11 protein-coding genes are annotated in these 13526 nt (G+C 66.5%); 6 read left to right on the forward strand and 5 right to left on the reverse strand.

The genetic code is table 11. The features are described 5' to 3' along the window. Nucleotides 1–94: 94 nt before the first annotated feature. The 3 genes from C0R07_RS17035 to C0R07_RS17045 form a co-directional block, all read right to left on the reverse strand. On the reverse strand, nucleotides 95–2128 hold the full coding sequence (locus C0R07_RS17035; protein ID WP_102789534.1) for an NADPH-dependent 2,4-dienoyl-CoA reductase: 2034 nt from the start codon (nucleotides 2126–2128) through the stop codon (nucleotides 95–97). A 105-nt stretch (nucleotides 2129–2233) separates the two neighbouring features. Then, a complete protein-coding gene (locus C0R07_RS17040) occupies nucleotides 2234–2845 on the reverse strand; it encodes a YczE/YyaS/YitT family protein (RefSeq protein ID WP_102789535.1) in 612 nt (203 codons plus the stop codon). 98 nt (nucleotides 2846–2943) lie between these two features. After that, entirely contained in the window at nucleotides 2944–3969 is a 1026-nt protein-coding gene (locus tag C0R07_RS17045; RefSeq protein WP_019185839.1) for a zinc-binding alcohol dehydrogenase family protein, read from the reverse strand. 372 nt (nucleotides 3970–4341) lie between these two features. Here C0R07_RS17045 and C0R07_RS17050 point away from each other — a divergent pair, with 372 nt between their 5' ends. The 4 genes from C0R07_RS17050 to C0R07_RS17065 all read left to right on the forward strand — a co-directional run bounded on the left by C0R07_RS17050 (nucleotide 4342) and on the right by C0R07_RS17065 (nucleotide 7440). Continuing rightward, nucleotides 4342–5433: an OmpA family protein gene (locus tag C0R07_RS17050; RefSeq protein WP_019185837.1), complete on the forward strand. Its 1092-nt coding sequence runs from the start codon at nucleotides 4342–4344 to the stop codon at nucleotides 5431–5433. Nucleotides 5434–5623: 190 nt separating this feature from the next. Continuing rightward, nucleotides 5624–6133 (forward strand): hypothetical protein, encoded by a 510-nt coding sequence (locus C0R07_RS17055; protein WP_019185836.1) that lies wholly within the window; start codon nucleotides 5624–5626, stop codon nucleotides 6131–6133. A gap of 19 nt (nucleotides 6134–6152) precedes the next feature. Further along, nucleotides 6153–7004, forward strand: a complete 852-nt coding sequence (locus C0R07_RS17060; RefSeq protein WP_070473739.1) for a pseudouridine synthase — start codon at nucleotides 6153–6155, stop codon at nucleotides 7002–7004. 91 nt (nucleotides 7005–7095) lie between these two features. Beyond that, complete coding sequence (locus C0R07_RS17065; RefSeq protein ID WP_019185834.1) at nucleotides 7096–7440, forward strand: hypothetical protein; 345 nt, start codon at nucleotides 7096–7098, stop codon at nucleotides 7438–7440. A gap of 250 nt (nucleotides 7441–7690) precedes the next feature. On the opposite strand, the gene kbl is transcribed toward C0R07_RS17065, so the two are convergent. Continuing rightward, on the reverse strand, nucleotides 7691–8902 hold the full coding sequence (gene kbl / locus C0R07_RS17070) for a glycine C-acetyltransferase (protein WP_070473741.1): 1212 nt from the start codon (nucleotides 8900–8902) through the stop codon (nucleotides 7691–7693). Nucleotides 8903–9095: 193 nt separating this feature from the next. Here kbl and C0R07_RS17075 point away from each other — a divergent pair, with 193 nt between their 5' ends. Then, a complete protein-coding gene (locus C0R07_RS17075; protein ID WP_019185832.1) occupies nucleotides 9096–9797 on the forward strand; it encodes a TorF family putative porin in 702 nt (233 codons plus the stop codon). 187 nt (nucleotides 9798–9984) lie between these two features. Here the strand turns inward: C0R07_RS17075 and tdh are convergent, their stop codons facing one another. Continuing rightward, entirely contained in the window at nucleotides 9985–11007 is a 1023-nt protein-coding gene (gene tdh, locus C0R07_RS17080; protein ID WP_026070190.1) for an L-threonine 3-dehydrogenase, read from the reverse strand. A gap of 220 nt (nucleotides 11008–11227) precedes the next feature. Here tdh and C0R07_RS17085 point away from each other — a divergent pair, with 220 nt between their 5' ends. Continuing rightward, entirely contained in the window at nucleotides 11228–13390 is a 2163-nt protein-coding gene (locus C0R07_RS17085; protein WP_070473743.1) for a S46 family peptidase, read from the forward strand. Nucleotides 13391–13526: the final 136 nt, after the last annotated feature.

Genomic DNA, 13526 nt, shown 5'->3' on the forward strand with positions numbered 1-13526 from the left:
TTGACATTCAGGTTGGGAGGTGGGGCTGAATCGGCGGTTCAGCCCCGTATTCAGGTCCGCTCGGACCGGCATCAGAGCCTGATCCAATCCCGGCTCAGAGTGCAGCGGCGACCCGGCTGCCCTGATTGATCGCGCGCTTGGCATCGAGTTCAGCGGCGACATCGGCACCGCCGATCAACTGTGCGGTGATGCCGGCGGCCTGCAGCGCGGCGTGCAGATCACGGCGCGGTTCCTGCCCGGCGCAGACCACCACATGGCTCACCGGCAGCAGCTGTTCTTCGCCCTCCACGCGGATACGCAGGCCGCTGTCGTCCACGCCCAGGTACTCCACGCCGCCGAGCATGCTCACGCCCTTGGCCTTGAGCGTGGCCCGGTGGATCCAGCCGGTGGTCTTGCCCAGGCGGGCGCCGGGCTTGCCCGGGCTGCGCTGCAGCAGCCACACCTTGCGCGCGGGGGGCTCCGGCGCCGGCCTGGCCAGCGCGCCACGGCCCTCGAAGCTGGGGTCCACGCCCCATTCGGCCATCCAGCGTGCCGGGTCCAGCGCCGAGGAGGGGCCCTCGTGGACCAGGAACTCGCCGACATCGAAGCCGATCCCGCCTGCGCCGATGATCGCGACCTGCTCGCCCACCCGGACCCGGCCGAGCAGCACGTCCAGGTAGGTGACCACCTTCGGATGGTCGGCGCCGGGAAAATCGACCCGGCGCGGGGTGATGCCGGTGGCGATGACCACCTCGTCGAAGTTGGCCAGCGCGGCCACGTCGGCCACGGTGTCCAGCCTCACATCGACACCGGTCTCGTCCAGCTTGTGGCGGAAGTAGCGCAGCGTCTCGTGGAATTCTTCCTTGCCCGGGATGCGCTTGGCGACGTTGAACTGCCCGCCGATCTCGCTGCCGGCATCGAACAGCGTGACCGCGTGGCCGCGCTCGGCAGCCACGGTCGCGCAGGCCAGCCCGGCCGGGCCGGCACCGACCACGGCAATCCGGCGCGGCGCGGTGGTCGGGCGGTAGACCAGCTCGGTCTCGTGCACGGCGCGCGGGTTGACCAGGCAGCTGGCGGTCTTGTTCTCGAACACGTGGTCCAGGCAGGCCTGGTTGCAGGCGATGCAGGTGTTGATCGCCTCCGGGCGGCCGGCGCGCGACTTGTTGGCCCACTGCGGGTCGGCCAGCAGCGGCCGCGCCAGCGAAACCATGTCGGCACCGCCCGCGGCGAGGATGCGCTCGGCCACGTCGGGCATGTTGATGCGGTTGGTGGCGATCACCGGCACGCGCACATGCGGCTTGAGCTTGGCGGTGACCCCGGCGAAGGCGCCGCGCGGCACCGAGGTGGCGATGGTGGGGATGCGCGCCTCGTGCCAGCCGATGCCGGAGTTGATCAGGGTCGCGCCCGCCGCCTCGATGGCCTGGGCCTGCTGCACGATCTCGGCCCAGTTGCTGCCGTCGGGCACCAGATCCACCAGCGAGAGCCGGTAGATGATGATGAAGTCCGGCCCGCAGGCCTCGCGGATGCGGCGCACGATCTCCACCGCAAAGCGCATGCGCTGCGCCGCGTCGCCGCCCCAGCGGTCGTTGCGCTGGTTCGTGCGTGGCGCGATGAATTCGTTGATCAGATAGCCTTCCGAGCCCATCACCTCGACGCCGTCGTAGCCGGCCTCGCGGGCCAGCCGCGCGCTGCGTGCGTAATCGGCGATGTGCCGGTCCACGCTGCGCGCGGACAGCGTCCGCGGGGTGAACGGGTTGATCGGTGCCTTCAGCTTGGAAGGCGCCACCGACAGAGGGTGGTAGGCGTAGCGGCCGGCATGCAGCAGCTGCAGGCAGATCCTGCTGCCGTTGTCGTGCACGGCCCGGGTGACCTGGCGATGCGGTCGCACCTCCCACGGCCAGGAGAGCTTGCCGCCGAACGGCTTGAGCCAGCCGACCACGTTGGGGGCGAAGCCGCCGGTGACGATCAAGCCGACGCCGCCGGCCGCCCGCTCGGCGAAATACGCCGCCAGGCGCGGGAAATCGCGCGCGCGGTCTTCCAGACCGGTGTGCATGGACCCCATCAGGACCCGGTTGCGCAGCTGGGTGAAACCCAGGTCGAGCGGGGCGAACAGATGCGGATAGGCGGCGGATTCAGCGGCTGGCGACATGTGGATACGCTTGCGTACGGAAGCCCGCAGGGTGCCGCGAAAGCCCCTGAAGAGCAAGCGAATGTGTCCTGCCACGCACCGACCGCCGGTCGGTGCGGAGGCCCGTTATGGGGTGACGGTTGCCGGGGCGGGCTTGCGGATGCCGAACAGCGGCAGCGTGATGCCGCACAGCGGGCCGATCAGCAGGGCGAAGGCGAGGGTGCCGACACCGACATTGCCGCCCAGCCACCAGCCGATCAGCAGCACGGTGCCTTCGATCGCGCTGCGCACGATCCAGATCGGCCAGCCGCTGCGTGCGTGCAGGCCGGTCATCAGGCCATCGCGCGGGCCCGGGCCGAAGCGCGCGCCGATGTACAGGCCGGTGGCCAGCGCGACCAGCAGCAGGCCACACAGGAACATGGGGATCTGCCAGGCCAGGCCGTGCAGCTCCGGCAGCAGCCACAGCCCGAACTGCGCGCTGGGGCCGATCAGCAGCACGTTGAGCACGGTGCCCAGGCCCGGCTTCTGCCGGATCGGCCACCACAGCAGCAGCACCAGCGCGCCGATCACATTGGTGGCCACGCCGAAGGAGAGCGGTGTCTGCAGCGCGATGCCCTGCGAAAGCACATCCCAGGGCGCCACGCCGATCGCGGCGCGGATCATCACCGCCGCACCGAAGCCATACAGGAACAGACCAAGCAGGAGTTGCAGCAGGCGCAGGGGCAGGGAAGTGGGCATGGCGATGTCACCGGAAGGGCCACTGAATGTAGGCGGCGCCGGGCCGCGCCGACAGATACAGATGACCGCGAATGTGCGCTGACACGTTGCCGCGCCGGTTACGCCCAGCCCGACAGCACCAGCTTGCCGATCACCCCGCCGCCTTCCAGCCGCCGGTGCGCCTCGCGCAGGTTCGCCGCATTGATCGTACCCAGGTGCGTGTGCGCGGTGGTGCGCAGCTCACCGGCGTCGATCAGGCTGGCGGCGCGGCCCAGGATGCAGTGCTGCTCGATCATGTCGGCGGTCTGGAAGCGCGAGCGCGCGAACATGAATTCCCAATGGATGCCAATGCACTTGGCTTTGTAGGGATCGCCGATCCGCAGGGGTCCACGGGGTTCGACGATCAGCCCCACATGCCCCTGCGGGGCCAGCAGTTCGCCCAGCGCGTCCCAGTAGTGGTCGGTGTCGGCCAGGTTCAGCGCGACCTGCACCTGCGTGATCCCCAGCGCCTGCAGCTGCGCCGCCAATGGCTGGCGATGATCGATCACGTGGTCGGCGCCCATCTGCAGGCACCACGCACGGCTCTGCTCGCGCGACGCGGTGGCGATCACGGTGAAGCCTGCATGGCGCGCGAGTTGGATCGCCATCGAACCGACGCCGCCGGCACCGCCGATGATCAACAGATGCTGGCCGCGATGGCGGCGATCTTCGAACTGCAGCGGCATGCGCTGGAACAGCAGCTCCCAGGCGGTCAGCGTGGTCAATGGCAACGCCGCGGCTTCGGCGAAATCCAGCGTGGTGGGTTTGCGCCCGACCAGGCGCTCATCCACCCACTGGTACTGCGCATTGCAACCGGGGCGGGTGACATCGCCTGCGTAATACACCTCATCGCCGGGCGCGAAAGCGCTGACTTCCGGGCCGACGGCTTCCACGACACCGGCCGCGTCGTAGCCCAGGATCCGCGGCGGGTTTTCGTGCTGCGCGCGCGGCGCGCGCTGTTTGGTATCCACGGGATTGACGGAAACAGCGTGTACCCGCACCAGCAGGTCGCGCCCCTGGGGCGCGCCGGGTGTCGCCACATTCACGTCCTGCAGCGCGGCGGGGTCTTCAATCGGCAGATACTGGGTCAATCCCACGGCTTTCATGTCGGCTCCGGAACGAGGGAATCCTCCCCATCATACGGATCACGCCGTCCCTGTTTTTGCGCTGAATCAAGGCGCCATCGCGATTTGAACCCTAACGTGAAAAATGTGTCGCGACGTCGCCTGAATTAGGCAAAACCCTTGTCATTGCTGGGTCTTGCGGAATTTCATCAACCTGTATAGGGTGCCACCAGCTGGACCCGGTAGAGGTCTGGCGGTCGTCTTCACATGTTACGTGACTGTTAACATCACCTTCACTCGCCTGAGCATAATGTTCGCGGCGGTGGCGTGCTGAATCGGCAGTCTGAAAACGACGCAGTAGTGCTGGCCCATGCCTCTACCGGTTTCATACCCCCGAAATAGGAGCTGTACTCAATGAACAAGAAGATCCTTACTGCCGCGCTGCTGGGCGGTCTGGCTTTCGCCCAGGCTGCATCGGCGCAGGATTTTGACGACCGCTGGTACCTGACCGGTTCGGCCGGCTTCAACTTCCAGGATAGCGACCGTCTGACCAACGACGCTCCGTTCGTTACCCTGGGCCTCGGTAAGTTCATCAGCCCCAACTGGTCGCTGGACGGCGAGCTGAACTACCAGAACCCGAACTTCGATGCCAATCAGGATCTGAACTGGAGCCAGTACGGCGCCTCGCTCGACCTGCGTCGCCACTTCATCCAGGAAGGCCGCGGCTGGAACCCGTACCTGCTGTTCGGTCTGGGCTACCAGAAGTCGGAAGAAGAGTACGCAGCGCTGAACACCAACGGTCCGCGTGAGCGCAAGGACGGCAACTTCGCCGCCAAGCTCGGCGTCGGTCTGCAGACCACCTTCGAAAAGCGCGTCGCCGTGCGTGCCGAAGTGGCCTACCGCGCTGACTTCGACGACCAGAGCGTTGCTGCTCCGAGCGAAGACTGGTTCGGCGACGTGCTGGCTTCGGTCGGCGTCGTGATCCCGCTGGGCCCGGCCCCGGTTGCTGCCGTGCCGGCTCCGGCTCCGGTTGCCCCGAGCTGCGCCGACCTGGATGACGATGGTGACGGCGTCAACAACTGCGACGACAAGTGCCCGAACTCGCAGCCTGGCCAGACCATCGGTCCGGACGGTTGCCCGGTCCCGGTGTCGATCGATCTGAAGGGCGTGAACTTCGACTTCGACAAGTCGAACCTGCGTCCGGACGCGGTTGCGATCCTGAGCGAAGCTTCGGAAATCCTGAAGCGTTACCCGGATCTGCGCGTTGAAGTGGCCGGTCACACCGATTCCAAGGGTACCGACGCTTACAACCAGAAGCTGTCCGAGCGTCGTGCTACCTCGGTGTACAACTACCTGACCCAGAACGGCGTTGACGCTTCGCGTCTGGTCGGTCCGATCGGTTACGGCGAGAGCCGCCCGATTGCGCCGAACACCAACCCGGATGGTTCGGATAACCCGGAAGGTCGCGCCAAGAACCGTCGTACCGAGCTGAACGTCCAGAACTAATCCTTCTGGCAGTACAGTCTCATCAGCAGGGCCCGGCATTGCCGGGCCCTGTTTTTTTTGCCTCTGGTTTGCCAGAAACAGAGAAATCAACAATAAATCCAACAAGTTGCCGTATTCATTGAAGGTGGCGCTTGAAAGACGTTGTGGCGCTGTTAAACTCGCCGCGTCGACCCCTTCCTGGATGCATCCCATGCAGCGTTTTGCACTGGCCGCCGCGCTTGGCCTGGCCCTGGTTCCCACCGCCCACGCTGCCGTGGACTGTTCGGCACCTGTCAGCGCATCACCGCTGCCGCTGCCAGCCACCGCGATCGCACCGGTGGCCGAAGAGCTGTACATCCGCAACGTGCAGCTGGGCATGCCTGCCGGCGTGCTGACCTCCAACTTCGACCAGGAACAGTCGCTGGACCGCGTGCTGCAGCGCCTGCGCATCGACGGCTGCCAGAACATCGCCAAGGCGATCCCCAGCGCACCGGTGATCAACCCGAACGATCCGGCCGCCTACAAGCCGCAGACCGAGTTCGACAACACGCCGTGGCGCTTTGACATGAGCCAGAACGGCAAGCGCATGACCGCCGAAGAGTTCGACGCCTGGATGAAGGCGCGCGGTGTGCGCGTGGTCAAGGCGCGCCCGGTACCGGCTGCCGTCCCGGCCGCCGCCACCGAAGCCCCGGCTGAGACCAAGCCGGTGGACAAGAAGTAAGCCGCCTGAGCGGAGCACGATGACGACACGCCGGCCACCCGCCGCGAACGCGTCCCGACCACGCCGCCCCGAGCGGCGTGCGAGCCCCGCAACAGGCAGCCGCAGCACCGCCTCCAGCGCCACCCCGACCGCACCGCGCCATGGCCTGGCGCGGGTACTGTCCAAAGCCGGGCTGTGCTCGCGCACGGAAGCCGCGCGCTGGATCGCCGAGGGCCGGGTCACGGTCGATGGCCGTGTCATCAACAACCCCGAATTTCCCATCATCGACGGCCGCCACCACGTGCGCGTCGATGGTCAGCCGCTGGACGCCCCCAAGCGCGTGTACCTGCTGTTGAACAAGCCGCGCGGCCTGGTCACCACCGCGCAGGACGAGCGCGGCCGCGACACCGTCTACCGCTGCTTCGACGATGCCGGGCTGCCGTGGATTGCGCCGGTCGGGCGCTTGGACAAGGCCAGCGAAGGCCTGTTGCTCTTCAGCAATGATCCGCAGTGGGCCGCGCGCCTGACCGATCCGGCCACCGGTCCGGACAAGACCTATCACGTCCAGATCGATGCCATCCCCGACGCCGCGCAGCTGCAGGCGTTGTGCGCCGGCATCGAGGACGAGGGCGAATGGCTGCGCGCGCGCCGCGCCACGCTGCTGCGCAGCGGAGACAAGACCGCCTGGCTGGAAATCGTGCTGGAGGAGGGCCGCAACCGGCATATCCGCCGGTTGCTGGCCGCCTTGGACATCACCGTGCTGCGCCTGGTACGCGTGGCGATCGGCCAGCTGCCGCTGGGCGAGCTGGGCAAAGGCGCCTGGCGCGAGCTCAGCCAACACGATCTGGATCTGCTTCATGCCGTGGCCGACAGCGCCGCGGCGACACCGTGACCTTGTGGCCTGCCGGCAGGTGGCAGGCCAGTCGACCCGGGCAATGGATGGCCTTCGAAGGGACGTTCCGTTCAACACCGGGAGTAAGACCATGCACGTCAGTACCCTCAACCGTTCCCTGTTTCGTGGCGCCTGCCTGCTGTTGCCGGCCGCGCTGCTGACCGCCTGCGGCGGACACAAACAGATCGCCAAGCAGGATCCGCCGGTGACCGACAAGGTGGTGGAGATCAAGATTCCCGAGCTCGATGGCCGCGGCAGCTACCGCTTCCTGATGAGCGATGGCGACAAGCGCATGAGTGCCGACGAGTTCGATGCCTGGATGAAGGCCAACGGTATCCGCGTGGCCAAGGGCAACGGCCAGGATGGCCCGGTCGCGGCACCAGTGGTGGTGGCCAGCAAGGAAGAGGCCAAGGACAAGAAGCAAAAGAAGAAGTAACCCGCCGCGCGCGTCACCCCAACGGTAGAGCCGACCGTCGGTCGGCTGGAGCACGCAAGGCGTGCCCCGCATCCGATGTCCACACCCCCCACCAACGGTAGAGCCGACCGTTGGTCGGCTGAGGCACGCAAAGCGTGCCCCCATGCCGGAGGTTCATGACCTGCGACGAGAGGCAGCCGACCAACGGTCGGCTCTACCTCCGCAATGCGCGGGTGCTACGGCCGTGCCGACCGTTGGTCGGTTGCGGCCCTCAGCCCTTGATCACGCCCAGCTCGACGCCGATGCGGGTGAACGCATCGATGGCGCGGTCCAGGTGCGCACGCGTGTGCGCGGCGCTGATCTGGGTGCGGATGCGGGCCTGGCCCTTGGGCACCACCGGGAAGAAGAAGCCGATCGCGTAGATGCCTTCTTCCAGCAGGCGCTCGGCGAACTTCTGCGCGAGCGGCGCGTCGTACAGCATCACCGGGCTGATCGGGTGCACGCCCGGCTTCACGTCGAAGCCGGCAGCCGTCATCTTCTCGCGGAAGTAGGCGGTGTTCTCGGCCAGCGTGCTGCGCAGGTCGTCGGCGGCGGCCAGCATTTCAAAGGCCTTGATGCCGGCGGCGACCACGTGCGGCGGCAGCGAGTTGGAGAACAGGTACGGGCGCGAGCGCTGGCGCAGCAGCTCGATCACTTCGGCGCTGGCGCAGGTGAAACCGCCCAGTGCGCCGCCCATGGCCTTGCCCAGGGTGCCGGTGATGATGTCGATCTTCTCCAGCACGCCCTTGACCTCGGCCGAGCCGCGGCCGGTTGGGCCGAGGAAGCCGGTGGCATGGCATTCGTCGATGTGCACCAGCGCGTTGTACTTCTTCGCCAGTGCGGTGATCTCATCCAGCGGGGCGATGAAGCCGTCCATCGAGAACACGCCGTCGGTGGTGATCAGCTTGGTCTTGCAGCCGGCCGCATCGGCGGCCTGCAGCTGGGCTTCCAGATCGGCCATGTCGCAGTTGGCGTAGCGGAAGCGCTTGGCCTTGCACAGGCGCACGCCGTCGATGATCGAGGCGTGGTTGAGCGAATCGGAAATGATCGCATCGTGCTCGCCCAGCAGCGGCTCGAACAGGCCGCCGTTGGCATCGAAGCAGGCCGCGTACAGGATGGTGTCCTGCTTGCCGAAGAACCCGGCGATCTGCTTTTCCAGCTGCTTGTGCAGGTCTTGGGTGCCGCAGATGAAGCGCACCGAGGCCATGCCGAAGCCGTGGGTATCCAGCGCGTCCTTGGCCGCCTGGATCAGGTCCGGATGGTCGGCCAGGCCCAGGTAGTTGTTGGCGCAGAAGTTCAGCACGGTACGGCCGTCGTCCAGGGTGATCTCGGCCGACTGCGGGCTGGTGATGATCCGTTCGGACTTGAACAGGCCCTGGGCGCGGATCGCCTCGAGTTCTTCAACGTAGTGCTGGGTCAGCGAGGCGGTGGTGGCGTCGGTCATGGCAGGCAGTCTTCGGCACGGGAAACCCGGGATTTTACCTGTCGCAGGCGGCCGCCGGGTTGCACGTCCGGTCGATCGCGCCGGGGCCGGCGGGGAACCGTTGCAGACGTGATTGTTGCATCGCAATATCAATCAGGTTAAAAAACTGTAAACCGCACCGTTCCGCCCACCCCCACGTCTGGAGAGACCCCGCATGAACCACGCCACGCGCTGTACCGCCGCCGTTGTGCTCTGCGCCGCCCTGCTTGCCCCGTTTGCCGCCAGTGCCCAGGACGAGGCCGCCTCTCCCTTCAGCTGGAACGTGACCGGCGTGTCGGACTACGTGTTCCGCGGTGTCTCCCAGACCGATGAAGATCCGACGATCCAGGCCGGTTTCACCTATACCTCGCCGGTCGGCCTGTACGCCGGTGTCTGGGGCTCGGGCGTGGACTTTGGCGATGGCGGCCCGGATGCCGAGGTCGACTACCTGATCGGCTACGCCTTCGACGTGACCGACACCGTCAACCTGGACCTGCTGCTGAACCGCTACACCTACCCGGGTTCCAGCGAACTGGCGTACAACGAGTTCATCACCAAGACCACCTTCGCCAAGCAGTACAGCCTGACCGTGACCTACACCAACGACGTGTTCAATTCGGGCACCGATGCGTGGTACTACGCCGTGGGTGGCGAGTGGGCGCTGCCGCAGGACTTCACGTTGAGCGCCAACGTCGGCCGCAGCACCTTCGAAGAAGGCATCTCCAAGGATTACACCGACTGGAACGTCGGCGTCAGCCGCCAGTTCGGCCTGTTCAATCTCGGCCTGGGCTACTACGGCACCGACGGCAACGGCCGCGACAACTCCGGCAAGCTGGCCGACAGCCGCGTGGTGTTCACGGTCGGCATCGGGCAGTAACCGGCGCCCGACACCGCCGACCACCTCGCGAACCAGAAAAGGCGCCCGGATGGGCGCCTTTTCACTGTGGGTCTCACACCGGAACCCCTGCTGGAGCGCCGCCCCCTTCTTGTTCAAGGGGGCGCGCCAACGGCGCGGGAATACGGTGGATTGGACCATTGATCATCTGTGCCGAAGGCGCAGGTGATCAATTCCAGCTCAACACCACCTTGCCGGCCTTGCCCTGTTCCATCAGGTCGAAGCCCTTCTGGAACTCATCGATCGGCAGCTGGTGGGTCATCACCTTGCCCAGCGGGAAGCCGGACAGCACCAGCTGGGTCATCTTGTACCAGGTCTCGTACATCTTGCGGCCGTAGATGCCCTGCACGGTCAGGCCCTTGAAGATGATCTTGTCCCAGTCGCAGCCCGCGCCCTTGGGCATGATGCCGAGCATGGCGATCTTGCCGCCGTGGTACATGCAGTCGAGCATGTCGTTGAACGCGCGCGGGTTGCCGCTCATTTCCAGGCCCACGTCGAAGCCCTCCATGTGCAGCTCCTTCATCACGTCCTTGAGCGAGGTGTTGGACACGTTGACCACGCGGGTGGCGCCCATGTCGGCGGCCAGCTTCAGGCGGAAATCGTTGACGTCGGTGACCACCACGTTGCGCGCGCCGATGTGCTTGCAGATGCCCGCGGCGATGATGCCGATCGGGCCGGCGCCGGTGATCAGCACGTCCTCGCCGATCACGTTGAACTCCAGCGCGCAGTGCGCGGCGTTGCCGTACGGATCGAAGAAGGCGGCCAGCTCGGACGGGATCTGGTCCGGGATCGGCCACAGGTTGCTGGCCGGCATCACCATGTATTCGGCGAAGGCGCCGTTGACGTTGACGCCGATGCCCACGGTGTTCGGGCACAGGTGCTGGCGGCCGCCGCGGCAGTTGCGGCAATGGCCGCAGACGATGTGGCCTTCGGCCGAGACGCGCTGGCCGATTTCATAACCGGTCACGCCCGGGCCGATCTCGGCGATGCGGCCGACGAACTCGTGGCCGATGGTCAGGCCCGGCTTGATCGTGCGCTGGCTCCACTCGTCCCACAGGTAGATGTGCAGGTCGGTGCCGCAGATGGCGGTCTTTTCCAGCTTGATCAGGACCTGGTTCGGACCGGGGGTGGGGACCGGAACCTCTTCCAGCCAGATGCCCTTGGCGGCTTCGCGTTTGACCAGGGCCTTCATTGTTTGCTGCGCCATCGGGGTGGAACTCATCTGGGGGAAAACGCGGATTATAGAGCCGCTGGCGTTTTTCCCATGTTGCAGCGCGGGTGGGCTGGGCGGTGGCCATGCCCATCATGGCCGCACTGTGTGCGGCCAGCCGACCATGGGTCGGCTCTACCCGGCTTCGGGCCGGGGCAGCGGCTGGGCTAGAATCGGCGGTTCTTTCACCAGGGGCTGCTCAATGCGCTCGAACCTGCTTGCCTTCTCCGTCGTCGCCAGCCTTGGGCTGGTCCAGGTCGCCCATGCCGCTGAAGGCATGTGGGTGCCGCAGCAGCTGCCGGAAATCGCCGGCCCGCTCAAGCAGGCCGGCCTGAAGCTGTCCCCGGAGCAGATCTCCAACCTGACCGGCGACCCGATGGGCGCGGTCGTGGCATTGGGCGGCTGCACCGCCAGCTTCGTCTCCCCGCAGGGCCTGGTGGTCACCAACCACCACTGCGCCTACGGTGCGATCCAGCTGAATTCGACGGCCGAGAAGAACCTGATCAAGGACGGCTTCAACGCCCCGACCCTGAAGGACGAACTGAGCGCCGGCCCGAACGCCCGCGTGTTCGTGCTGGACCAGATCACCGACGTCACCGACCAGGCCAAGGCCGCCATCGCCGCCGCCGGCAAGAACCCGCTGGCCCGGACCCGCGCGCTGGAGGCCTTCGACAAGGCCCAGACGGCCGCCTGTGAAGCCGATGCCGGCTTCCGCTGCCGCCTGTACAGCTTCTCCGGCGGCAACACCTACCGCCTGTTCCGCAACATGGAAATCAAGGACGTGCGCCTGGTCTACGCGCCCCCGGGCAGCGTCGGCAAGTTCGGTGGCGACATCGACAACTGGATGTGGCCGCGCCACACCGGCGATTTCTCGTTCTACCGCGCCTACGTGGGCAAGGACGGCAAGCCGGCCGCCTTCTCGGCCGACAACGTGCCTTACCAGCCCAAGCACTTCCTGACGTTCGCCGACCAGCCGCTGGGCGCCGACGACTTCGTGATGGTGGCCGGCTACCCGGGGCGCACCAACCGCTACGCCCTGGCCGGCGAGTTCAATGAAACCGCCAGCTGGACCTACCCGACCATCGCGCGCCACTACAACGCGGTGCTGAAGATGATCGACGAGGCCGGCAAGGCCGACCCGGACGTCAAGGTGAAGTACGCCGCCACCGCGGCCAGCATGAACAACGTGGCCAAGAACTACGCGGGCCAGTTGGAAGGCTTCAAGCGCATCGACGCGGCCGGCCAGAAGCAGGCCGAAGAAGCCGCCGTGCTGGCCTGGCTGAAGAAGCGCGGTGCCGCCGGCAAGCCGGCCCTGGCCGCACATGCGCAGCTGATCCAGCACCTGGACACCAGCAAGGCCACGCGTGAGCGCGACCTGTTCGTCAGCCAGTTCAACAGCACCTCCGCAGTGGGCTCGGCGATCACCCTGTACCGCCTGTCGATCGAACGCAGCAAGGCCGATGCCGAGCGTGAGGTCGGCTACCAGGAACGTGACCTGCCCTCGATCGAAGGCGGCCTGAAGCAGATGGACCGCCGTTACGTGCCGCGCATGGACCAGCAGCTGCAGACCTACTGGCTGAGCCAGTACGTGGCCCTGCCGGCCGCGCAGCGCAGCAACGAGGTGCTCAACCAGTGGCTGGCCGGCAGCGACAAGGCCGCCGTGGATGGCCTGGTCGGCAAGCTCTCGGGCACCAAGCTGGGCAGCCTGGATGAGCGCCTGAAGTGGTTCAAGGCCGACCGTGCCGCCTTCGAAGCCAGCACCGACCCGGCGATCCAGTACGCGGTCGCGGTGATGCCGGCGCTGCTGCAGCAGGAAGAGCAGAAGAAGACCCGCGAAGGCGAGTCGCTGGTATCGCGCCCGCTGTACCTGCAGGCCGTGGCCGACTACAAGAAGAGCAAGGGCGAGTTCGTCTATCCGGACGCCAACCTGTCGCTGCGCATCACCTTCGGCAACGTCATGGGCTACGGCAAGGACGGCGTGAACTACACCCCGTTCACTACCCTGGAAGGCGTGGCGGCGAAGGAAACCGGCGAAGACCCGTTCGATTCGCCCAAGGCGCTGCTGGAAGCGGTCAAGGCCAAGCGCTATGGCGGCCTGGAAGACAAGCGCATCGGCTCGGTGCCGGTGAACTTCCTGTCCAACCTGGACATCACCGGTGGCAACTCCGGTTCGCCGGTGCTCGATGCCAACGGCAAGCTGGTCGGCCTGGCCTTCGACGGCAACTGGGAATCGGTGAGCTCCAACTGGGTGTTCGATCCGGTGATGACCCGCATGATTGCCGTGGACAGCCGTTACATGCAGTGGATCATGCAGGAAGTGGCGCCGGCGCCGCAGCTGCTGAAGGAACTGAACCTCAGCAAGTAAGCCGACACGTCGGTTTCGATGACCCCGCAGCGAAATCTGCGGGGTTTTTTTATGTGCGACGTACAGTCAAGCCCGCGGCGTCTTGTTTTCCCCCGTGGGGGCGCGCCGGCCTGGGCCGGGCAGGGTAGGCCAGCAA

It is taken from the genome of Stenotrophomonas bentonitica (assembly GCF_002887735.1).
GTDB classification, from domain to species: domain Bacteria; phylum Pseudomonadota; class Gammaproteobacteria; order Xanthomonadales; family Xanthomonadaceae; genus Stenotrophomonas; species Stenotrophomonas bentonitica_A.

What these genes read in the sequence shown, in the direction of transcription:
- C0R07_RS17075 (WP_019185832.1), top strand. Translation starts at nt 9,096, where the DNA reads ATGAACCACGCCACGCGCTGTACCGCCGCCGTTGTGCTCTGCGCCGCC.
- C0R07_RS17035 (WP_102789534.1), bottom strand. Translation starts at nt 2,128, where the DNA reads ATGTCGCCAGCCGCTGAATCCGCCGCCTATCCGCATCTGTTCGCCCCG.
- C0R07_RS17065 (WP_019185834.1), top strand. Translation starts at nt 7,096, where the DNA reads ATGCACGTCAGTACCCTCAACCGTTCCCTGTTTCGTGGCGCCTGCCTG.
- kbl (WP_070473741.1), bottom strand. Translation starts at nt 8,902, where the DNA reads ATGACCGACGCCACCACCGCCTCGCTGACCCAGCACTACGTTGAAGAA.
- C0R07_RS17085 (WP_070473743.1), top strand. Translation starts at nt 11,228, where the DNA reads ATGCGCTCGAACCTGCTTGCCTTCTCCGTCGTCGCCAGCCTTGGGCTG.
- C0R07_RS17055 (WP_019185836.1), top strand. Translation starts at nt 5,624, where the DNA reads ATGCAGCGTTTTGCACTGGCCGCCGCGCTTGGCCTGGCCCTGGTTCCC.
- C0R07_RS17045 (WP_019185839.1), bottom strand. Translation starts at nt 3,969, where the DNA reads ATGAAAGCCGTGGGATTGACCCAGTATCTGCCGATTGAAGACCCCGCC.
- C0R07_RS17060 (WP_070473739.1), top strand. Translation starts at nt 6,153, where the DNA reads ATGACGACACGCCGGCCACCCGCCGCGAACGCGTCCCGACCACGCCGC.
- C0R07_RS17040 (WP_102789535.1), bottom strand. Translation starts at nt 2,845, where the DNA reads ATGCCCACTTCCCTGCCCCTGCGCCTGCTGCAACTCCTGCTTGGTCTG.
- C0R07_RS17050 (WP_019185837.1), top strand. Translation starts at nt 4,342, where the DNA reads ATGAACAAGAAGATCCTTACTGCCGCGCTGCTGGGCGGTCTGGCTTTC.
- tdh (WP_026070190.1), bottom strand. Translation starts at nt 11,007, where the DNA reads ATGAAGGCCCTGGTCAAACGCGAAGCCGCCAAGGGCATCTGGCTGGAA.